This is a genomic window from Paenibacillus qinlingensis, from assembly GCF_013204845.1.
Classification (GTDB): Bacteria; Bacillota; Bacilli; order Paenibacillales; family NBRC-103111; genus Paenibacillus_E; species Paenibacillus_E qinlingensis.
In genome coordinates this window covers 58,002-80,852 of record NZ_JABMKY010000011.1, presented here as the reverse complement: position 1 = coordinate 80,852, position 22,851 = coordinate 58,002, and the positions used below count along the sequence as shown (strand labels likewise).

20 protein-coding genes are annotated in these 22,851 nt (G+C 43.5%); 4 read left to right on the top strand and 16 right to left on the bottom strand.

Translation table 11 applies throughout. From position 1 onward, the window contains the following. Window positions 1-71 precede the first annotated feature (71 nt). On the top strand, window positions 72-851 hold the full coding sequence (locus HQN88_RS19975; protein ID WP_173115802.1) for a helix-turn-helix domain-containing protein: 780 nt from the start codon (window positions 72-74) through the stop codon (window positions 849-851). Between the two features lie 80 nt (window positions 852-931). After that, window positions 932-1,378, top strand: a complete 447-nt coding sequence (locus HQN88_RS19970; RefSeq protein WP_173115800.1) for a DUF4395 domain-containing protein — start codon at window positions 932-934, stop codon at window positions 1,376-1,378. Window positions 1,379-1,524: 146 nt separating this feature from the next. Here HQN88_RS19970 and HQN88_RS19965 read toward each other — a convergent pair whose 3' ends face one another. The 9 genes from HQN88_RS19965 to HQN88_RS19925 form a co-directional block, all read right to left on the bottom strand. Then, the gene (locus HQN88_RS19965; protein WP_173115798.1) at window positions 1,525-2,055 is read right to left on the bottom strand and encodes a GNAT family N-acetyltransferase; all 531 of its coding nucleotides are present in this window, start codon (window positions 2,053-2,055) and stop codon (window positions 1,525-1,527) included. A gap of 397 nt (window positions 2,056-2,452) precedes the next feature. Further along, on the bottom strand, window positions 2,453-2,989 hold the full coding sequence (locus HQN88_RS19960; protein ID WP_246320347.1) for a GNAT family N-acetyltransferase: 537 nt from the start codon (window positions 2,987-2,989) through the stop codon (window positions 2,453-2,455). 29 nt (window positions 2,990-3,018) lie between these two features. Beyond that, a complete protein-coding gene (locus HQN88_RS19955) occupies window positions 3,019-4,065 on the bottom strand; it encodes a YkvI family membrane protein (protein ID WP_173115796.1) in 1,047 nt (348 codons plus the stop codon). Window positions 4,066-4,165: 100 nt separating this feature from the next. After that, window positions 4,166-5,077, bottom strand: coding sequence for a phosphotransferase family protein (locus HQN88_RS19950; RefSeq protein ID WP_173115794.1), 912 nt, complete (start codon window positions 5,075-5,077; stop codon window positions 4,166-4,168). Between the two features lie 137 nt (window positions 5,078-5,214). Next, window positions 5,215-5,700 (bottom strand): hypothetical protein, encoded by a 486-nt coding sequence (locus tag HQN88_RS19945; RefSeq protein ID WP_173115792.1) that lies wholly within the window; start codon window positions 5,698-5,700, stop codon window positions 5,215-5,217. A 24-nt stretch (window positions 5,701-5,724) separates the two neighbouring features. Beyond that, window positions 5,725-6,393, bottom strand: coding sequence for a DUF2642 domain-containing protein (locus HQN88_RS19940; RefSeq protein WP_173115790.1), 669 nt, complete (start codon window positions 6,391-6,393; stop codon window positions 5,725-5,727). Window positions 6,394-6,408: 15 nt separating this feature from the next. Then, on the bottom strand, window positions 6,409-7,773 hold the full coding sequence (locus HQN88_RS19935) for an arsenic transporter (protein WP_173115788.1): 1,365 nt from the start codon (window positions 7,771-7,773) through the stop codon (window positions 6,409-6,411). A 154-nt stretch (window positions 7,774-7,927) separates the two neighbouring features. Then, on the bottom strand, window positions 7,928-8,410 hold the full coding sequence (locus HQN88_RS19930; protein WP_173115786.1) for a spore coat protein: 483 nt from the start codon (window positions 8,408-8,410) through the stop codon (window positions 7,928-7,930). A 240-nt stretch (window positions 8,411-8,650) separates the two neighbouring features. Continuing rightward, window positions 8,651-9,811, bottom strand: a complete 1,161-nt coding sequence (locus HQN88_RS19925; protein ID WP_173115784.1) for a collagen-like triple helix repeat-containing protein — start codon at window positions 9,809-9,811, stop codon at window positions 8,651-8,653. Between the two features lie 794 nt (window positions 9,812-10,605). Between HQN88_RS19925 and HQN88_RS19920 the strand changes: the two genes are divergently transcribed. Together HQN88_RS19920 and HQN88_RS19915 are read left to right on the top strand one after the other, a co-directional pair. Next, window positions 10,606-10,836 carry a hypothetical protein gene (locus tag HQN88_RS19920; RefSeq protein WP_173115782.1) on the top strand — a complete coding sequence of 77 codons (231 nt, stop codon included), beginning with the start codon at window positions 10,606-10,608 and terminating at the stop codon, window positions 10,834-10,836. Between the two features lie 239 nt (window positions 10,837-11,075). Next, window positions 11,076-11,261, top strand: a complete 186-nt coding sequence (locus HQN88_RS19915) for a hypothetical protein (protein WP_173115780.1) — start codon at window positions 11,076-11,078, stop codon at window positions 11,259-11,261. 441 nt (window positions 11,262-11,702) lie between these two features. Here the strand turns inward: HQN88_RS19915 and HQN88_RS19910 are convergent, their stop codons facing one another. The 7 genes from HQN88_RS19910 to HQN88_RS19880 all read right to left on the bottom strand — a co-directional run bounded on the left by HQN88_RS19910 (window position 11,703) and on the right by HQN88_RS19880 (window position 22,822). Then, window positions 11,703-12,095 carry a VOC family protein gene (locus tag HQN88_RS19910; protein WP_173115778.1) on the bottom strand — a complete coding sequence of 131 codons (393 nt, stop codon included), beginning with the start codon at window positions 12,093-12,095 and terminating at the stop codon, window positions 11,703-11,705. A gap of 21 nt (window positions 12,096-12,116) precedes the next feature. Then, window positions 12,117-12,617 (bottom strand): P-loop nucleotide/nucleoside kinase family protein, encoded by a 501-nt coding sequence (locus tag HQN88_RS19905; protein ID WP_173115776.1) that lies wholly within the window; start codon window positions 12,615-12,617, stop codon window positions 12,117-12,119. A gap of 58 nt (window positions 12,618-12,675) precedes the next feature. Next, on the bottom strand, window positions 12,676-13,191 hold the full coding sequence (locus HQN88_RS19900; RefSeq protein ID WP_173115994.1) for a nucleotidyltransferase family protein: 516 nt from the start codon (window positions 13,189-13,191) through the stop codon (window positions 12,676-12,678). A 212-nt stretch (window positions 13,192-13,403) separates the two neighbouring features. Beyond that, window positions 13,404-15,554, bottom strand: a complete 2,151-nt coding sequence (locus HQN88_RS19895; protein WP_173115774.1) for a pectate lyase family protein — start codon at window positions 15,552-15,554, stop codon at window positions 13,404-13,406. A 590-nt stretch (window positions 15,555-16,144) separates the two neighbouring features. Beyond that, entirely contained in the window at window positions 16,145-20,182 is a 4,038-nt protein-coding gene (locus tag HQN88_RS19890) for a LamG-like jellyroll fold domain-containing protein (protein WP_216855768.1), read from the bottom strand. A 255-nt stretch (window positions 20,183-20,437) separates the two neighbouring features. Further along, the gene (locus HQN88_RS19885; RefSeq protein ID WP_173115770.1) at window positions 20,438-21,634 is read right to left on the bottom strand and encodes a TolB-like translocation protein; all 1,197 of its coding nucleotides are present in this window, start codon (window positions 21,632-21,634) and stop codon (window positions 20,438-20,440) included. 15 nt (window positions 21,635-21,649) lie between these two features. Then, a complete protein-coding gene (locus HQN88_RS19880) occupies window positions 21,650-22,822 on the bottom strand; it encodes an oligogalacturonate lyase family protein (protein ID WP_173115768.1) in 1,173 nt (390 codons plus the stop codon). Window positions 22,823-22,851 lie beyond the last annotated feature (29 nt).

The window sequence follows — 22,851 nt, the reverse complement described above, 5'->3', positions numbered from 1 at the left end:
TTCCTACAATCCTGCTATTGCATGTTATACTTAATACCATCTTAATCACCTTTGGGAAGGAACTTTCTTTTATGATACTGGATGTGAATGCACTCCTTGCTGGTCACTTTATTGAGTCTGATACTTATGCCGTTAAACGCCCCCATGGTCACAAGGTTTGGCTAGTGATGTTCACACTGGAAGGGTCTGGCTTCGTAAAACAACACGGCATCGACCGTATCTGCAACAAAGGAGATATCATCTTACTCGCCCCTGGCATTCCTCATCATTATGGCACGGTGAAGAACCAAACCTGGCAATTCGTTTGGGCGCATTTTCCCGCTATCTTCACGGAAATCAACTTGCTTCCTCAGGAAGATCAAGTCTTCCTTACCCTAGAGAACGATTCTTTACAGGAACGCATTTATACAGCATTCGCCCGTATATTGGCAGATTCGCGGGAACGCGGCGAATACTGGTTCGAGCTCTGTTGCAGCTCATTGCGAGAAATCCTGCTGATCATGGCGCAAAAAAGCATACGCAAAATGGATCCCCGCATTGAAGAGGTTCTTCATCTCTTATCCCAGCAGATGCGCGAACAGATTCGGCTTGAGGATCTTGCCCAGACCGTCGGTCTTTCGCCGTCGAGATTATCTCACCTTTTCAAAGAGAGCACCGGCTACTCCATTATCGATACATTGAATCGCATGCGAATCCAGCAAGCAGTTATGATGCTAGCCCATACGGGACGCAGTGCGTCGGACGTTTGTTATGACGTTGGTTTTCAAAACTATAACCATTTCACGAATCAGTTTCGTAAATGGCAAGGCGTGACCCCGAGTATGTTTATGAAAAGTCCACATAAAAAATAATTTTATTTTATTCCTATCAGAATACTATGGATTAATGTATAATGAAGATAATAACTATTCATTGCGAATGGAGGATGACGATGACAACCCAATTTTGGCGTGGCGATTACGATTGTGTAGATGAGGTTCCCTTGCATCGCGTGCGGGGTAATCAACTAGGAATTCTGCTAAGTATCCTGGCCAGCGTTCTCAGTCAGCAGCTATGGATTCTCGTCCTTCCGTTAATTGTTCAGCTGATTAGTCGTACTTATGGTGTAAAATACAATGTATTTGTTCGGCTGTTCTCTCCTTTTTTTCCGGTTAGTACACGAACAGAGAGCCGCGAACTACTGCGTTTCAACAACTTGTTAGCTATCCTTTTTCTTATCATTACGATAACAGCTTTGCTTTTAAATATTCCGACGCTCGCGTACATCACACTAAGTATGTTAACTATTGCTGTCGTGCTGGCGTTAAGCGGATTTTGCTTCGGATGCTTCATCTATTTTCAATGGAAGCAGTACTGGGCACGAAGAAGAAATGCATAAGCTGTCAGCTGTTGCAGATGTGGAAAAGGAGCTGGTGCGTCTGCACCTAGCTGCTTTTTTAGATCTATACTGTGCGCTTGTTTCTGTCTTCAGGATTTGTGAGAACCGCTAATTGATCGCGCCTCTCTCATTTCCCCGCCTCCACTTCACTTTTGACTTATCTGAAACAGAACATGACTACTCAAGGGACTATCCAACTCCACCTTCGGGTGGTTGAACGTTTTGATAAACTGCATGCCGATTTTGCTCATAACTTTACTCGAAGGTTTATTGATGTCGGCTGTCCAACTATACACTTCACGAAAGCCCAGTTCCTTGAACCCATAATGCAAACAGGCCTCCGCCCCCTCGGTCGCATAGCCTTTCCCCCAGGCTTCTTTTTTCAGTCGCCATCCAATCTCGATACATGGGGTGAAATCAGACTCCCAGTTAGCTCGGTGAAATCCAATAAACCCGATAAACTCTTGGTTTTCTTTTACTTCTACAGCATATAACCCGAATCCACATTCTTGAAACTCTGATAAAATCGATCTATAGAACATATCTGTTTCGTCATTCGATAAGGTTTTAGGAAAATACGTCATCACTTCTTCATCCGCATTAAGTTCACGAAATGGCTCGAGGTCGGCTTCTTCCCAGTCACGTAATCGTAATCTCGCTGTTTCCAAGTAGATCATTGTACACCTCCCAATGACATAACAATTCGCCCCATGCTTTTCCCTTATTTTAACATGTCACAGAAGATTTTGTCTGATTCATCCCAATTAGTCCGTAAAAAGCACAAAAAAAGCTGGATCTACGATCACAGCTTCTTCATTCTTGCGTTTATCCGAAAGGAGAAATTAAACATATTGCAGGCAATACTTCAACAATTTTCATTCCAATATGGATACATTTATAATTCGAACATTATCCGGTAAACAGGTTTACTTCTAATTTCTTTTTTACGCAATATAGGATAGTGTTGCCCAAATCAATTCTTTATATACATAGAAAAAAATTTGGTAATCGTATGTATTTGACATACTACTTCACTGGCACTTTGATTGCACAGAATATGATAATTCACTTCAACTAACCTGCCCCATCCAACCATTTGGCGTAACAATGCCTAAGCTTGCCATTGTACATAAGGCGGGTAAATTGAAGGATGAACCCTGCCCCTTCTAAATTATGTTTGCTCACCACATTGTCGGGATGAACCGTTGAATAGAGGTATCGGCAGCCTTTTTCCCTTGCTCGTCCTTCACGTAATTCATGGAAGTAGCGTTGCAACCCCAAGCCACGAACGGTTTCATGAACGATCGTTGCATCGAGAATCGCTACGTATGCTAAATCTGACTCAGGCACACCAAACTCCCTGCCCAGATTGCTTTCACTCGAACCAGGGAACGCCAAAGCGGAGTAAGCTACAAGCTTGCCATTGAGAAAGGCGCCGTAGATTTCACCTTTTTCCTCGATATGAGCGTTCAAGTACTGTTCATCGTCCGTGGCAAAAAGTTCTTGTGAAGCGAGACGGGACACAACATCAACCATTAGCGCTCGAATCGCTGGAACATCCATATGCCCTAGACGGCGGATTTCCAAATCAGCTATGTTTTGAACCAACATGACCAAAGCTCCTTCATTCATGATGTTAATTACCTACTAGGTATAGGTCGTACTACTAGAAAAATAAGAAGGATCATTCCCATATACCCGAAGAGTGGGTATAGATACGTAAGAAGCGAAGTAAAACCGACCTGACTGATTAATAAACAAGCGAGCAAAATAGATAAAACTACCCAATTGCGTGGCAGCGTATATATGCGCCCAATATGTCGGGTAATTCCGAACACATTCCCAATTAACGTTGTTACAATCTCCCCGTAAATAACCAGAATGAATATAACGTGGAAGAACCGTCCAAAACCTCGTATAATTTCAGCCATCGGAATTTCAAAATTCAAAATCTCCGGCATCCGTGAATGTATCGCAAAATGGCTAATGAGCAGCATCACACCAAGCCCTATGCCTCCCCATAAGCCTCCCCATCTCAGTATGCTCTCATCCTTCACCTCACTGCCTAACGGCACCAAGACCGCTTGGGCAAAGGCAAAATTCAGAGCAACATACGTAAACGGACTTAGGATCCATTTTACATGGGTACCTGCTTGCAGCTCTTGCCAATTCGTAGCTTCCCCAATCCCGTCTATGCCAACAACACGGATGATCACAAGCACCATGAAAAAAAGCATCAACGGCATCACAAGAGAATTAACGGCTAGAATGCCATTCATTTCTTTGCTCATGACCAAGTAGCATAGTAACATACTTATGATAATCCCAAATTGATAAGGTAGTCTCAGCTGCTCTTCGAAAATAGAGCCAGTACCCGACATCATCACAGCGGTCACACCGAATAGGATGATAAACGTCAACGTATTCGCAACTTTTCCAAAGAAATTCCCAAATAAATAATCGTTCAACTCCTGATAAGAAGACGCCTTAAGTCGATGCGAGAGTACCATCATTTTCGTCCCGATCCATATAAAAAAGAACGATGCAATCCCTATGCCAATTCCGCCATACGCTCCGTAGATTGTAAAGAAATGCATAATGGACTGCCCAGAGGCAAATCCCGCCCCCACTACAGTCCCCATATAGGTTGCGGCGATTTGTAAAATCATGAGCGTTTTTGACTTCATAGCTCCCCCATAGTCAAGCAGTATCTTGTACATCTCCATTGTATGTAAGATAAGCTTGTATATGCCAATTAACAGGAGCTAACTGTTGATGTGACCTAACTCATGCATGAAACCAATTCGGAATACACTTCTCAAAGTTTTGATGGTCATCTAGCACAACTCGAATTCTATCTAACATGGATGGGAGCTGCTCTGGAATCACCTGCAACGTCCAAGTAACTGTCCCAAAAATAATCATAGCCGTATACAGGGCATACAATCGCCAGAACTCCTCCGGAACAATATCATTAAAATAACCTCGTATTTGCCCCCTGCAGAACGGGGTACTAACCTCGCGGCTAAAATAGGCGATCTTCAAAAAATCATGGTAAGGGTCTCCCCAGTCGTATCGGTTAAAATCAATAACCCCCGCGTAGCTGCGATTATGAATGAGCAAATTGCTTGTGTGAAAATCATCATGCTGGAAGCAATTGGGGCGATTGCGCATATAATTCGCATTTTGATTAATAAAAGCTATGATTTGATCTTCTTCGGGAAGCTTAACGCCGCATGTGCGATAGCTCTCATACTGACGAATATGTTTGGAGAATCTGTTCTCATACCAGTCTTCGGAGTGAGGAGCAGGTATGTCATGCATGATACGCAGCTCTCGTCCAGCTTGTAGACCAATTTGGTATTGTTCGTCATCCGATAAGGAAGGTAAAATATCAAAGGCATCCTCCCCTTCCACATAACTCAGCAGCATATAGCAAATATCGAGCGATTCGATGGCACCGAACTGAATTGGTTTCGAAGTTTTTACTCCACGATCGAATACGCTCGTAACAACGGCAAATTCTAGTTCCTTCTTGTGCAATTGCTTCAGAGGGGCCGTGCGTAATACATAGTGAGGCGTTTCGCTATTTTCATATAAGAAGTACTTGCTATCAAAGGAGAATCCTTTCGTAATCCGTGTAATCTCGGTCACGTTATGCAGGAATGGTAAGTGCTTCTGAAGATCAGATAAATTCATAAGGTACTCCTTTAGATGAGAAGATTTCACAATAAGACAATTTTATTCGGTTTCCAAAAATTACACAATCCGTGACGATTACACTAGTAAAAAACCACCTCATCAGAGAGTGGTTTCTTCAAATTATGCTTACAATCCTACTTTTTACCTTTTTCTTCTTTACCTTTACCTTCTTTTTCTTCCTTACCTTTGCCCTTTGCTTCTTTACCTTCTTTACCTTCTTTGCCTTCTTTGCCCTCTTTGCCTTCTTTGCCTTCTTTGCCTTCTTTGCCCTCTTTGCCTTCTTTGCCCTCTTTGCCCTCTTTGCCCTCTTTGCCTTCTTTGCCTTCTTTGCCTTCTTTGCCTTCTTTGCCCTCTTTACCCTCTTTGCCCTCTTTGCCTTTACCCTTTTCTTCTTTATGTTCCGGCCCTTTAGCTGCTTCCTTACCTTCCTTACCGCCTTTTTCCTCTTTTTGTTCTTTCCCCTTTGTTTCTTTCGTTTCTTTCGTTTCTTTCGTTTCTTTTGTTTCTTTTGTTTCTTTTGTTTCCTTCGTTTCTTTTACTTCTTGTTCTTTATTGCCATTCTCATTCTTGTGTTCACCGTGCTCATGGCCGTGTTTACCAGGACCTTTTCCTCCAGGCATACGCATTACCTCCTAATTTTATAGTTACATGGTTGGCGAATGGACGCTTTTAATATGTTGTATATTTGTATAAAAGGTCTTGCCTTCCGCTGTAATCATGTGGACGATATTGTTGTCAATTTCTTTAAGTAATCCTATCTTATTGGGGGTTCTCCCCAAGTCAAAAACGACTATTTTGCCTTCCAACTTTCTCAGTTGTTCCTCGAAGGAGCGTGATAGAGGCAAATCGGAAGGATTTACAGGAAAACATTTTTTATCTAGAAGGTAAGGTGTATGGTAGTCACTATACGGAATAAGCCATTTCAAATGGATTAATGGAATAAACATCGTTTTGTAAACGGGGGAATAGAATTCGAAGTAATTCGTCATGATATGGGTAATGTAACCATGTACAGGCTGAAACCCCGAAACAAAAATTTCTGTAAATACCCCCTTGGAATTCATTAACATTTTTCTATATGAGATTTTGTCACTATTGATTGGTTTTTCAGTAAGAGTGGAGAAGTCCGTTGAACTTTTTTTGGTATTCATACTGACATTGAGAATATGAAAAGAAGGAATATATATATATCGTTCTCCATTATATAAAACTAGGATATCTTGCCCCGCATCCACCAAAATGCCAGTGTGCCATTTATCACCGAGCAATTCAACATCAATTACCGCTCCTAGCTTCTTCTGAAAAAGGTCCATCAATGTCACCTCCTTTCACTTAAATAACCAGCCCGTCCATGCATATAAACATAGAAGACTTATAAAAAGACCAATAGGAATGATCATAATCGTCACTTTAATATATTGGCTCCAAGTAAGCCTTATCTGATGTTTTCTCAGAATATGCATCCATATCATTGAAGCTAGCGTCCCCATCGGTAATAATAATGAACCGATATCTGCACCAATGACTGTCGCTAAATAGGCAGTATGCATCGTAAACGTGTCTAAACCCATATTTTGCAAAGATAAGGTGCCAATCATAATTGAAGGTAGGTTATTAAACAGATTGGACATGACAGTAAGCAAAATACCCATAACAAAAATGGCATTAAAGTGATTTTCGGCAACCGTTCTGCCAAGCCATTGTACGAGAAAGTCCGTCAGTCCTGAATTATGGAGCCCGTATATGATGACATAAATACTGAAAGCGAAAATTAGAATGTGCCAAGGTGTTTTTACAAAAATGTCCTTGGGACCAATCCCTTTACGTATCCACCTAACTATAATTAGAACAATTGCACCAATAATTGCGGGCCATTCCGTTGCAACCCCAAAGGGGGTCAGCAAGAAAAAGCTGCAACGAATTAGAATAACAACTAGGATGCAAATACGAAACAGTCCCCAATCAATATCTCCTTTTTCCTCTGGATCTACCTTTAGGGGATGAAATGTCGAAGAATTATTGTGTACAATCGTGTTTATTGAATTGGACTGCAAGGTCATAATCTTCACGGGAATCTCGCGCTTAAAATATAAAAAAAGCAAATAGGTAATTGTAATAATCCCCGTCATGGCAGGAACGAACATCATTGTTGTATATGTGTTAAGATCTAAACCAACTGTTTTTAACGCAATCAGATTGGCTAGATTACTAACACCGATAGGTGCGCTTGCTCCAGTAGCAATTAATGCGCCAGATATGAGATAAGGAATTTTTTGCCTAGTTTTTAAGTTCAGTATAGATAAGGTTTGAATGATAATGGGGGTTGTAATTAGGATGCTTCCGTCATTATTAAAAAACATCGTCATTAGAAAGCATAATATATTAATGTACCAGAAGAGTGCTCGACCCGATCCCTTTGCTCGAACAGCCAAATTAATAGCTGCCCACCGAAAAACCCCAATGCTCTCCAAAACAATAGACATTACAATTGTTGATATAATGGTTATGCTAGCCCCACTGACAATGGAGGCGATGTGGTATACACCTGTAAGAGGAACAATTCCTAATGCCAGGAAAATCAAGGCACCAAGGGTTGTTGGAATAGATTCGTTAATACCGAATGGCCTCCAAATTATCAACAACGTAACGGTAAAAAAAACAATGGAGATTACCGCAGTTGTTAAATCAAACATGAGCTTGCACCTCACAAGGGCTGGCAGATGATGGTCCAAGATTCAAAACAATGACAGGGAGGGTGAGAATTTTATATAATGTCAATCCAGCTTGGATTACAATGGTTTGCAAATTTCCCCCTCCTCCCACCTACTATCAAGATTCAGAAATGGGTTATTTTTTTTCACTGCTATCTTGCTTTTGTTCCTTTTTTTCCTCTTGATTTTCTTTTTTAACACCATAAGACATGCTTTTAATATGAAAGTTAAAAATAGTGACCAATTCATGATTTACAATCATGGTAATATAATCATCACTTGCATCAGCCATAACGCCCTGAATACTCTCATGCCCTCCACGGTTAACTTGGCACCAAAGATTCTTCATACCTTTCAATAAGCTAACAAAATTGTCTGCTTCCATAATTTTTAAAGTTGCAGGACTCGTCGGTGTAGCCATCAAATACTCTACAGAGTCTTTCGTATTTACTGTAAGGCTCTTAAGATGACTTGTGTTGTAATAGATAAGTCCATCCTTCTCATTATAGATACCGACATAATCAAACCCCACTGCAACAATTTCACCTTGACGAGATTCAGGGCCCCCACGATCAAGTCTTACTTGTTTTCCCATCAATATTGAATAATCAAATGCCATGATAATCATTTCCTCCTTCAGGTGGTTGGTTAGTTGTTCTTGCATGATGTATATATACGTACCTAGCAATGGTTTGTACTAAACGAATGCCCTATCTCTGAAAAACTCCACGTTTATCTCTAGAGGGTATTTGTACGTGGATATAAACACAAACCCCCTCCAATCAATAGAGACACGTTTAACAACTTAAATAAACGCTTTCTCATAAGTGACTGCAGGGGATTATTATTTTCTATATATTTACATATTTTTTATATTAGACACATCGGAAATACTGCTTAAGGCAACAACATATACGGTATCTCGCGTGGACAATACGACGATTCCTTCGCTAAGTCCGATAACAGCCGCATTGGATACATCATTTAACTGTTCAGCTAACGTATTGAAATCAACTTTAGCCTTACCGACTAATGGCTTGAACAAGCCCATCATAGCTGAGCTTTCACTGTTATCGCTGTTTTCTTGATCATTCATTAACTTACTGTCGAAATCCCCCGTCCATATCTCTAGGCCTGCAATAAGATGAGTAGGTATGAAGTATTCTATTCCATTACTTGTGAAATTTAATAGTTGATTTTCGGCAGAAATAATCTTCGCATTCGAATATTTCCCATTAGAGTAGTCTAATGTGTGCAATTCTTTCAATTGTTTGTCTTTGAGTTGACTTAGAAGATTTTGCATGCCATCCGTACTATGACAGCATTTGCAACCCTCGTTGCTAGACCTGTCATCCTTTTTACCTGGTCCTGGCGGTTTAGGTTTTGGTGGTCCTGGCGGCTTTGGCGGTCCTGGCGGCCCTGAGGATCCTGGCGACCCTGCCGGCCCTTCTGGTCCTTTCGGTCCTTCTGGTCCCTCTGGTCCCTTCGGTCCTTCTGGTCCCTTTGGTCCTTCTGGTCCCTTCGGTCCTTTTGGCCCTTCTGGTCCCCTAGGTCCTTTTGGCCCTTCTGGTCCTGCTGGCCCGGCTGGTCCCGCTGGCCCTGCTGGTCCCGCTGGCCCTGCTGGTCCGGCTGGCCCTGCTGGCCCTGCTGGTCCGGCTGGCCCTGCTGGCCCGGCTGGTCCTGGCGGCCCTGCTGGCCCTGCTGCTCCCGGCGGCCCTGCTGGTCCGGCTGGCCCCCTTTCTCCCCTAGAGCATCGCTTACAATGATGTTTTTTGCATGTATGCCTTCTTTTTGCTTTGTGGCACGCTTTTTTCTTCTTTCTCTTATGCTTCATACAATTAGCTGGATCTTTTCGTTTGCCTATTATACAAAGCTCTTCTAAGCCACTATCTTGCAATTGGGAGATGTCTGCCTTTTCCTTAATTTTGTACGGACTTAGTTTAGCAACAACTTTTTCAATACGAAACGTTTTCGTACCAAAAGCTTTAGGATTAAAAAATACTTGCGATCGATTAATCATGACGTACCTCTCCTTCCAGAAAATTAGGCATTAGTTACTAGAGAACATATATCTATGTGGGTGTTTGCAATAACAGTGTATGAACCTATAAAATAGCCTGTTCTAGTGAAATAGCACATTTTGATACGATTAGAGAATTATAATAGCAATTTAGAAGAAATACGGGCTATACCCTAGATCGCTCACAATGACGTGACATATACATGCAGTATAAATATCGATTCATGTCATTTGTCAGGTAATATACGTGAAGTGTGATTAGTTACACTTCGACGAACAGGAGGTATCCCATGTTTATCGTCTGTATACTTATTCTTTCGGGAATTGGCTTGTATGGTATTTTAAAGCCACCGACGACGGCACTTTACGCTAGGTCGTTAAAAAATGATATATTTCCAGAACTTAATATGAATAGTGCCCAGCATCCTACCTATTTGAAGGCTCAGCCTCTTAGAGAGACGGGTACTAATGATTTTGACTAGATAATCTAACTCTTGTTGATTTGGCAATTGAAATAAAAAATCCCCTACATTGGGGATTTTTTATCAAATGTATTTAGTTAGTTTAACCAACGATTTACTCGAGTTTTGAAACTCTGAAACTCTTGATTGTCATGTTTCAAAATGATACTCCTTATGCATTACGTGATTCCTTTTGTCCTATGAAAGGACTACATAAGATTTACAAAAATTACACTCACGAGACCAAATATTATTAAAATATGGAAATTTATAATTTTTCTCAAATACACACGTAAAAGGCAGTTCCATTATTTCCAAAATAAGGATGAATAATTGACTGAATTGAAAAAAGAATCACAAACGCTAAACACGCTCGGCAAATCGATGCTGATAACCATTACAGGCGTAAGTATAATTGCTGCAAGTGCATTAGCCGCGGATATGGGGACGGTAACGCCAATCAAAGCAGTCTCAGACACAACAACTTTAAATCCTGCCGATGCAAATATTTCAAAAGATGAGGCCGTTGAACGGCGATCCCAACATATACCCTCCCCGAAATGAGAAAATCTGGACCATTCAGTGGCAATTCAAAACAGAAAATGGGAGTTTTGGTTTCAGCAGCAGTGTGGACGAAACCAGTGGGGATATCCTACAGACGTATATTCCTACGCTTACTGATCCGCGCAGCATAAGCCATTTCACTCCAAAAATAACTTGAGACAAAGCTCTAGTTTCATAAAGTCATCCAGCTTAGTAGTTACCCATCCACGGTACCGAAAATAACATTGGAAGAAGCAACAATGTATGCAAAGGAACATCAAACCGTAGAATTACAATACATACCACTTCAAAAATCCATCATTGACGATTGGGGAGACTCTAATCACAAAGCCTGGTCACTAATTTGGGGAGAGGAAGAAGCTAGGATGGGACCATTTGGAGCATATCGAGCTGTCGTGGATGCCAAAACACTGGAGACAACGTAACTTTGACGTTGGATTTACAAGGAATGTGACTAAATATTATACCACCAAAACGGTTCTGGACGACAAGGTGATGGCTGCTCTGAAACCGCATGTAACGAAGGAACAAGCGCTATCAAATTTGTAAATCTACGAAACTCGAGTTACAGTTCATTACTTTGGGTGGATCCTTGATCAAATAATAGGGCTCGTTGCGGATACTAAGGGGTATTTAAAAGCAGATCAAGAATTAACACGGGAAGCTTTGGCAACCTCATTGATTCATATTCTTAAATACAATTAATTATCGAGCGTCTTGACTCCTACATTTCAAGCACTGCCTTTCACAGACAGCAATTTATCGGACAATAAAGAATGTACTTGTAAAATGTAAATGTAATAAAATTGAGCTGATCCTCAAGTCATTTTATGACAAAGATCAGCTCAAACCAGAAATCTCATTCATTACAGCACTTGCGCAATCTCCCACACATGCCCATCTGGATCGGCAAAACAAGCCGTCCGCCGCCCCCAAGGCCGCGTTATCGGTCCATTCAATAACTTAACGCCACACACCTTCAGCTCATCACATACCTGGTCAACGTCTGGCACTTGGATCGTAAACTGAAACCTCGCGCCATCTCCGCCTCGTCCAACCTGCGCCGGCTCAATCAACTCACGGGCATTCGATTGATTTAACAGATTGATGCTTGTATTGCCATAATCGAACACCGCGCAGTTTTCATCTTCATATATGATCGCAAGTTTGAACGTCTCTTGGTAAAATGCCTTCGATCGATGCAAGTCTTCTACAAACAATGTAATCTCAGTAATTTTATTTGCCCAGCTAGCTGTCATATGTGCGCCTCTTCTTCCTAATTAATTTTTTTGATCCAACTTTTCATGTAACGTCAGAGGGCTTTCGGCCACGGTTTGATGAGCAGTCTCAATAATAATGTGATCTCGGTCCCAAACATCGTAGTGGCGAGTCTTGACCTCATCCCACGCAGGTAAAATAAAACCGGGAATATCGGTTAAACGCGTAGCGATTCTATGCTTGTGTTCACTTTCATCCGAGCAGACTACTTCGATTTCCACGAACGGTATTCCGAGAGACTGCGCAACATCGCGCCAGGATTGGCGAGTTTCATGAATGGGATTGACTGTGTCAGCTATCACGTCAAGGCCTAACCGGAGATTATGCGAAGCAATCTCGTAACACACGATGTAACCTGCAGGCCCGTTAACCCAGGTCCCTGCATCCCGCATAGCTTGCTCCACGACATCTACCCGGAGATATGTGGCCCGTATCTCTCTGGCCAAAGCTGCTGATAACGTAGACTTCCCGGCGCCTGGCAAGCCGCTAAAGATATAGAGCATAACAAAACGCCTCCTTCAAAGCACATACCTGCTCGCTTCCTCAGTATCAATCCTACTCCTAGTCGCTAATCACAGTCACCTTATTCCACTTGCCTTTAAAATTCTTTTCTACAATTCGTTTTTCGTATATAGCAGCAAGGTGCTTATTCTCTGAGAAATAGGGAGTTGGCCTAATTATTATTTGAAGTACATCGTCAATACCGCATGGGGCAGCTAATTGTATATGATCCTGATCATCTAATGTTACGCCTAAAGCAGTTGCAGTCTCAGGGAACTTGGACATGGCATCCGTAGAAGACGAATAGGGAGGATTGTCATTGACTACATGCATTCTTGCCTGATTTTTTACGGACCAAGGTATGTTTGGCATGATTTGTAGTAACTGTTCTTCCAATCGTTTTTCAATATCCTCATTTACATTTGAAGCATCAAAATAGATGACATCTATATCGGAGAGTGGTGTTCGTTCTTCATATTCATGAAGGGTATCCCAAATCTTCGAACGAACGAAACCCGCACATACCCACCAATCAGGGAGTTGTAAGGATTGAGCCGCCCTAAGGACGTCCATCATCCATTCATCCGCACGTATAAGGGCAATAATATCCGTTTCATTCTTTATCAACTCAAAAGCCCCCTAAGTAAGAACATATATTCTTATATTATAGAAGGTGAAGTTATTTTTGTAAAGTTATCCCATTTTCTAAACGCTGGTTAGTTGGGTTAAAAAAGAACTACCAACACTATGCGATAATCGCGATACTGTTGGCAGTCTTTATTAGTTGACTACTCTAGTTTCATGTAGTAAAGATTTGTAACATCCTCTTTTACAATGATATGTGCGCCAGGCGCAAGTGAAACACTGACAATGCCATTCGTCATTGCATAACTTGTTCCATCTATCTTAACTTTGAGTCCATTTGCTGGATTAAACACTAACGTTAATGTTTTAGCTGTTGTTGTGGTAAACCCTACACTGGTTGAGCTCTCCATTTTTAAACATTGCGTTAGGGTCATACCATCATATACCACTGTTCCCTTACTAGTTGAAAGGTTCCCTACAATTGTGAAGAAGTTGCTTGTTTTGCCATTTGTCGTAAAGTTATGAATAATGGAAGTCCCTGGTGTGGCTGTTGGCGAAGGTGTGGTTGTTGGGACTGGTGTCGTCGTTGGCGTAGTCGTTGGTGCTGGTGTAGTCGTTGGTGCTGGTGTAGTTGTTGGAGCCGGAGTGCCCGTTGGCGGTGTTGAATTACCACCTACAGATACAAGTTGAGATGTGTAACTTAGTATCTTTGACATAAGTGCTGAATTGAGGTCAGATGATGTGTCATCAACGGAATCATTGAATGCCCATGTAAAATCCCCATTACCTAAACGTCCAGCCTCTGCCGTAACAACTTGTTCAACCGTGCTTACACTATCAATGTCAGCCGCATTTACGCCCGTATCGATCGTTGTATCAAAATTATTATAAGATGTGCCACCTACTAATGCTTTGTATGAACTTGGAACTGTTTCGTTTCTTGACGAAGCTAAGTACGCATCAAATGATGTGGCATTAGCGGGACCTGTTCCGATATTGGAGTTGGCATAAATAAGACCTCCAATAGGATCTACAATACGATTATCGTATGCTTTAATCATACCGCCATTTTCACTGGAAAATGTACCTACCGCCCCACCTGCAATATCAGTACCTTGCAAGGAAATCAACATTGGATTTTTAGAATGTCTATAATAATTTGATTCTACAAAAGCCGAACCTGCTGTTGTCATACCAGTACCATATTTGGAGACGCCATCAAAGAAGTTATTATAAATATGAATAGTTCCTTTTCTTATACGTGGATGACGTGAGTCCGAATGGTCAAACCAGTTATGGTGGAAGGTTACAAAGAATTCAGATGATTCGCTCAAACCGATGAGAGCAGCTTTTCCGGAATCCCAGTAGTGATTGTAAGATATTGTCGTATACGTTGATGCGCCTTTAAGGTCTGTTGAACCATCGCCTTTTGCTTGGTCAGCATCTCCGCCTGCTTTTCCATACGTAATATCATTATTATGCACCCAAATATTCACATTGCCTGTATCCATTGAAACGGCATCGTCTTGGAATAACAAAATACCAAGGTTTCTTACTTCTACATTACCGACATTTCTAAGCAAAAATCCCCATCCATAAACAGTAGCATCATTACCGATACCTTCAATTGTCGTATTCATTCGCGTATAAGCTGAAGCACCTTTTACTTGAAGAAATCCGCTGCTGTTAATGGATGAACCCATGTTAGCATCAGTCACTTTTCCAATGAATCGGATTGCAAGAGGTGTTTGATCATAGCCTTTTTGTCTAAGTGCCAGAATTGCACCTAAACCAACACCTGTTTGCTTCGTACCTGAGCTACTGGTTATCACATCAAGAGTTACTGTTTGTGCAGTCGCAGAAGTTACATAAATAACTTGAGCACCCTTGCTAAGTGTACCATCTTCATTATAAGCACCTGAACCTGTGCCAAAGGTGGATTGATTTGCAAAAGCGAATCCAGATCTGTCGTGTGCCATTACTGGTAACGTACTGGAAACAATACTTTGTTTTGAACCATCGGACAGAACGGCTTCAACTTTCATTACATAATTTCCAGCTGCAAGCCCTACAGCATCAGCTCTCCATTTGGAAGCATATTGTCGGATTAATTGCGTATCAATTTGTTTATATTGCGTATCTGCAGCATTTGCAGGTTTCACATATACATTATAGCCCTGCGCATTGCTTACGGGTGACCATTCTACAAAGGCCGTCTCATTCCAGCCTCCGCTGCCCGTAATCGTAACACCGAGAGCATGTACAGACCTGCTGGCCACTCCACTTGCGATAATTGATAGCGCTAAAGCAAATAATAAAACGTAACTCGTTACCTTTGTAACACCTTTTTTCAAAGTAATTCCTCCCACGTATAATTATTGTAACGTATCAGAAACCGCTTACAAGTTTATGTATCCCCCCTCGCCTCATCCAAGCTCAGACTCAGCTTATCAGTTTGGAAAGAGGTTCCGAAACAATCATTTGCTCATATTTTCCATTTTTCTGAGCTAATGATTATTGTGGAGAAATATGATACTCCCGACAAATATTCAAAATACTGGGATGTGTCACGAATGCGTAATAAGGCGCTAGCCCGCTACAGCCGACGAGGCTGCTGCTCTTGCGCACTTTATTTGTGCGCTAGCCCGCTACAGCCGACGAGGCTGCTGCTCTTGCGCACTTTATTTGTGCGCTAGCCCGCTACAGCCGACGGAGCTGCTTCCCTTGCGCACATTATTTGTGCGCTAGCCCTCTACAGCCGACGGAGCTGCTGCTCTTGCGCACTTTATTTGTGCGCTAGCCCGCTACGGGCGCAGAGTCTGCAAAATCGTAAAACAGACCGCCAGCAAGCTGGTGGCCTGTTTTACAATAAGATCTCATTTATACTAACTGCGCAATAACAATAAGATCGAAGAGATCAACTTGATTGTCATCATTTGAGTTTTTAGTTCCCCGCAAGCGTTGCGATATCCGTACCCGTCAATGCGTTGCCAAAAACGTATACTTCGTCAATCTTGCCGTTAAAGGCATTCGAGAAATCCGGCCGTCTTCCTATAAAGACATGGCTGGTGTTATTGTATTGTGTCGATGGAATTGAGCTGATGTTTGAGTTGCTTAATGTGCCGTTGACGTAGAGCCTTAATGCGACGCCCGGCTCGAAAACGCCCGCCAGATGCACCCATTGGCCAACCGGCAGCGTACTTGCTGACTCCACGGTTATGGAAGAATTCGAACCCGTTGCGATCTGGAAGACGCCTTTGCCTCCGGATTTCACATTGAGGCTCCATGACCTGGAGTTGGAACCGTACTCCTTTGAAATAATTCTGCCATCGCCCGAGAAGCTGTCAACATAGATCCAGGCGGCAGCAGACATGGCACCGGTGAATTGCAGTGCAGTGGGCGTTCCCAGATCGATTTCATCGTTCACGCCATCGAAATCCAGACTGTTTCCAATCTTGCCCGCTGTCCATACAGGACCGTTGATCAGGGTTCCGTTTAATAGATTGCCCGAGGAATCCGATGCAACGGTTCCCGAGGTCTCATCAAGGTTCCAGTGCCCTACAACGGATATTGAAGATGCTACTGTAAACTGAATCGTGTACGTACTACTCGTCGTTCCATCAGAAGATGTCACCGTCACAACAGCCGTGCCCGGTATACTCGTCGGCAACGTATATGCGACTGTAGAAGGCACGGCCGATCCGGCATCCAGCGATGTCGCTGTCACCGTCGGTACGGGTGAGCCGGCAGGCAGGGCGACAACGTAGCTATACGTATTCGAATCGAACCCTGCAACGGACTGTCCATTCACCTGCAGACCGCCAAGCATCGCCGGCACTCGCACTCTATACTCAGCTTGGTTCACCCCATTAACCGAGCTATTTGCCGTAATCGTTGCACTACCCGCGTAAGCCCCAGTAATCTGTACAGAAGCTACATCACTGATGGTTGTAGAAGTTATTGGAGCAGCCGCACTGCTCGATTTCCAGTTTGCACTCAAATTAGAGGTGTTCGGGAAAGCTTTGGTCGAATTGATTTGCACAGTTTGCCCAACGGGAACCGTAGTAACCGAATTATCTGCTTTGATTGTAATCGGCACTGAGAATCCATTCGCCAGCCTTACAAACAAAGTAGAATATTCCGCAGCTCTATTAAATGAAGCTTTCGTTCTATCCACTTGGATGGTGAAGGTTACCTGGCTATTGCTTGCAAAAGTCCCCGAAACAGGTGTAGCCGTGTACCAGTCCTCTTCCGCATTGCGGCGAATCGTATAGTTGCCTGAACCGGTCAAAGCACCTGTAGAGATTGTAAAGCTAGCCGAGTTATCCGTAGCAGGGATCGCGACCAAATATTTATCCGATTGGAATGGAATAGGTCGTTTAGGAAACAGACTGCTTCCCCCTGCTTCAAACGCACCGATATCCGGAGCGCTGCCAGAGTAAGACTCCGCGAAGTTCTTCACAACGGTTCCCTTATCAATAACATTCACTTCTCTTGCAGCATCGACACCGGAAGCGGTTGGCGTGAAAACACCAGCGCCAGGATTGGTCATCTTACCAATCTTGAACAGCCCGTGTGCCTCAGCACCAGGGTTAGCTACGATTTGACCTGCTCCATCAGCAGCCGTAGTACGCCCCAGCGCATCGTAATCAAAATTCGTTCCAGGATTGATAGATGGACTATTATCTTCGATATTATAGAAATTAGATGATCCGCTGGTGAGATTTCTCATGACGACGATCAGGTTATTTCTTGTTCCGCCGTGCCAGTTCTTTGGCGTACTACTGCCTACAATCGCTTTCGGAACGGCATAAATCGTATTATTAAAAAACCACGTCTCACCATCATACACCGTGCTGCTATTCCCGCCTAATTTGATAACTGATCCTGTTCCCACACGTCTGAAATCATTCATATTGTACAGGACATTATTAAAGGCATAGCTCGGACCCACCATATTCGGCGCAAAACTCAACCCGGCATAGCTCATCTCAACTCGGTTATCGAATACCCTGATATTCGACTGTCCACCATCTAACTCAACACTATCATCATTGGCATAACCGAAGAAGTTTCCATAAATATCCGCATCTTTATAGAAACCGCCGCTTTCCTGGCTATTATAATAGCCGCTGATGACATCATTTAAACGGTGGTATTCATCCGTACCACTAAAGTCGTTATACCGAACTACAATGCCGCCTGCACTTCGAAGATACATGGCCTCAGGACCCTGTGGGTGAGAATTGCTGAATGCTTGGCCATCCGAGGTGATCCCGGTCCAAGGATTCGCGTATCCTCTTGGCTCGTGGACGTAACTTCTTTCCACGACAATGTTCTTGGCATCTTCAATACGGAAGCCGGCATCTCCTTCCAGCATATTCCCCTGATCGTCGATAGGCGTTCCATACCCTACATCACTCTTGTTAATAAAAGCGAGCTGCTGCGGCGTATGCACGGTATCAACGGCCACCCGTCCCCAGCCGGAGATGTCGGCATTGGTGATTCGGACATTATGATCTGTACTGTTCAAGAAGAACCCATTTTTCTTGCCGCCTTTGACAATAAAGCCTTCTAGTATCGTATAAGACGAATTCGTCACGGTTACAGCATGATCCGTTGCAAACCCAGCATCAATCGTCAGCCCTGTGTCATTGACAATCTTGATCCAGCCATTATTGGTTCCCGTTATCCCATTAATAGTCAAACCACCGCTAGTGTATATACTGGATAAGGAAATGGTCTGTGCAATCGTCGGTGTCGACGTCCATGTGCGAACCGTACCTGTCTCCGATTTGAGCAGCGTACTTCCATAATAGATATCTGATTTCACATCATAGGAGGTATCTTCATCCAGCCTTACAATGCTGCCAGAAAAAATCCCTTTATCCGGAATCATAATAGGCTCCAATGCTTCCCTCCATATCGTATCCGTCGTCTTCTTGTAGTACAGATGGCGAATTAAATCATCCCGTCCTCCAGCGATATAGACACTGATTGAATTGAACGAAGGAGTCAACGTTAAACCATACACGGGATTAGGCATCCCAGCCACAACGTTAACCTGAGTTGAAGCTGTATAAACCGCATTGGTTACACTAGGCGGAGTTATTGTCGTCGATGTCGCTGTGATCGTGGCCGTACCTGTATTCACTGCTGTTACTAACCCTGTGTTAATATCCACGGTTGCTACGTTCGTATTGCTGCTAAACCACTTCACTGCCTGTGGAGCACCAGCAGGACTCACCGTTGCTATTAGTGTTTCTGTTCCTGCCATCTCTATCGCTGTAGATGTCTTATTCATACTTACGCCGGTAACAGTAACAGGTGTCGAACCTCCAGTTTGAACGATGCTAATATCATCGACATAAGCAATCATGCTGGCGCTAGTTGCGTTTATTGAATAGACATATACGCGCATATATTTAGCGTTAGCCGGAACTGTAAAGCTTTTCTGAATTTGGGTGTATCCCGATGTCGCCACGCCCGTTATACCACCAACACTCACATCACTACCGACTTGTGCCGCACCCGTGTTGCTAAAGTTATCTGGGTTTACCTTGTTGTCGTAGAAACGGATCGTCATGCCAGTAGCAGATCCGCCACTGGCACACGCAGCCGTACAAGTAGGTACGTCAATATAAAAGGACGCATCGTACGTCTGTCCGGGAATAACCGAAACATATTGCTGCGCAGGCGTTTTTTGCGTACCTGAACCCGCAGAAACCTTCAAAGCATTATTCCCCGTACGAGCATAGGTGGATCCTGCTGGACTGCCATTCGTAGCCTTAGCCCCGGTAGAATCGATCTTCCACCCATCAAAAATCGTTACTCCAGAACCTGTTGCACTCTCAAATCCACCGTTAAGTAGTGTTCCATTTCCATAAGCTGCTGCTGGAGCTGCCATACCTAGCGGGATAAATGCGAGCATTAAGCAAAATACGACGATCCTAGACAAATGATTTTTAAACGTTTCATTCATTAACACGTTCCTCCTTTGATTCGCTTTCTTACAAGCCCGTCTTCGAAACTCAGTCCGTGGATTCTTGATGCAAATTCCCATTGCAATCGCTTTCAAGTAGCTGTGTTCGATCCATCAAACCTTGCCATCCCTTCACCTGTCTACTCATCCCCTCCTTCCCATTGGCGGGAGGTCCACTTAGTAACATCGCTTTCACTTCTAAGGGACTATTTCCACGTGCTCAGTATGTGTTCGAGCGCAAATGACAGTCAACATTCATTTGTTCAGCAGCAGTTTTTCCCTTACTTGTCGCAGATCCATCACATACACATGCCGTCTTCCTTCATGAGTGGAGTCGAACGAAATATGCGTCCCTGCCCGATTCCAGCGCGGATGCAGATCACAGCGGATGTCGCCTTCGATATCTGGCAGAGAGTAATACGAACCGAGCGTCATGCCGCGCTTTTTTTCCAAAGAATAGACATACAAATGCCGATAGCTATCCGCATCAGGATAACTGTCATAAAGCAAGTACTGTCGATCTGGTGAGTAACTGCAATGACCGTCCTTCAAGAAAAATGTGTTATCGATCATCTCGGCCTCATGCGTTAGATCTCTTAGCTCATATAATTGATCGCCTGCATCGCCGCTTTCTGCTCCGCGTGAATGAAAAATAATGGTTTCCCTGTCACGCCAATGATAATGAGACGCATACGAATAATCGGACAAGAGGAATAGGTCCGAACCATCACGGTTGACCGTCAGGATAGCCGTTTCCCAGACTTCGCCAGGCTCAGGAAAATAACGAACAAGGAAAACGAGACGAGAACCGTCCGTGTTAAAAGTGATATGGTTAATCAGTAGCTTCTTGTCTTGATCCCCAAAGCGGGATTTGGTGAAATCCCATATTTGTTGAAGTGACAATACGAGTCGGGATTCCCCTGTTGCCAAGTCGATCAGAAAAATCCCGTCATCCGTAGAATGACGAGCTTCTTTAAACAGGTCCTCTCTCCCCGCATACCCATAGCCAGGCCGGAAATCGAACATCCGGTCGAAATTAATACTTACTGCATACGTACCTGTAGGATCGACATTGGCCACCGGAAGCGCTAGTTGCCGGGAAGTTCCAGTATGAATATTGTGCACAATTCCTCTGTAAGATTCACCATCCCTCGTGTTGTAGATGATCTCTTTCTCTGGAAAAGCAGGGTGCCACTGCAGCATGCTCCCCTGCTGGAAATTCCAAGCAGTCGTTTCCGCCAAGGGATGAAAGGAATGGTCCAGCATATCGATGTACCCCATAATGGCGTTGTCCCTCGAATGCGGAAGTCGATCCATGAAATCGACTTTATGACATAGATGGTATCGGTCACTTTGGCTCCACGCAGGTGTATCGTAATAACCAAAGAAATAATGCGCATCTTCCTGCGTCAGTCGTTCTGCTTTCACTAGCTCGTTCTTGATAGCAATCATGAGAACCTCTCCTCCCTATCTTTCTATCCGCTTATCACTCTTTATCGTTTTGTCCCAATCTGCCCTGGCCAAATATACATTTGATCTGCCGCCCAAGTCGGAGGAGAATAGGATATGCTGGTCATCACGTGTAAAAAGAGGATGCGGATGCGACATCTGGCTGCGCCAGGAAGTGCCATGTGCACAAAGAAGACCGACTTCTATGGCATCCCCTTGGTATCTCAATAAGGACATATAGTTTCCCTTATCCTCCATCACTTCGCGAATAGGCGCACGATCGCCGACACCCATCGTTTCCCCGTAGTTCATCTGTACATGGGAGGGGCGTGTATATGGGTAATAATATCTTCTCTCGTTAGAGCCATCCACGTTGATGAAAATATCGCCATGCAGTAAAAATTCATCCCCGATCCGCTCCCTAGACGAATATTGGGCACCAATCCTGCCGCTGGCCGTAAAAAATTCATGTCCGATCCGTTCCAAATTGACCTTCTGATCCACGAGCGGATACACTTTGTCATGGTCGACACGCGCCGTCCACATTCTCTGAACTTGAAGCCATGGACCTTCATGGCAAAACACAATAATATTCGGGTCGATCGGACTAATATTCACATGGGAAATATATTGCCCTTCTCCCCATACCACATAAGGAGCTCTTTTTTCGATGTCATAACGGATGACCACGCTCGTTGGTCTGCGGAAGTGCTTTTCCCTATGCGTGGAATAAGTACCCCCTGTTTCCGTACAAAGTTCCATATGTTCCACATACGAAAAAGCAAGGAATTTCCCAGAATTATCGATAGATAAATCACTGGGCTTGAAGCCGATTGGAATTTGCATGAGCTCCTCGACTTCCAGATTATCAAGGCGAACCCGCATCAGTGTACGATCGGCAAAATAATAAACAATATGATGCCAAGCATCGAGTACGGAACTGAAAGGACTAACTCCGTCTTGATCGGTAACTTGCACCATTTGTCCATCTTTGAACCGTAAAGTGTACAATTGCATCGAACCTGTGCGGTTAGAAGCCAGCAAGACGTAATTATTTTCTGAATCAATCAATGTTTTGGTGAAATAGGGATGATACGTATCGCCGGAATTGTCCGTGAGCTGTATCACCTCGACACCCGTTAACTCGTCTTGCTTTCTGGTGATCGTTGAGTAATATACATCGCCTTTCATATCCATCCACTCCTCATCAATTATTCTGC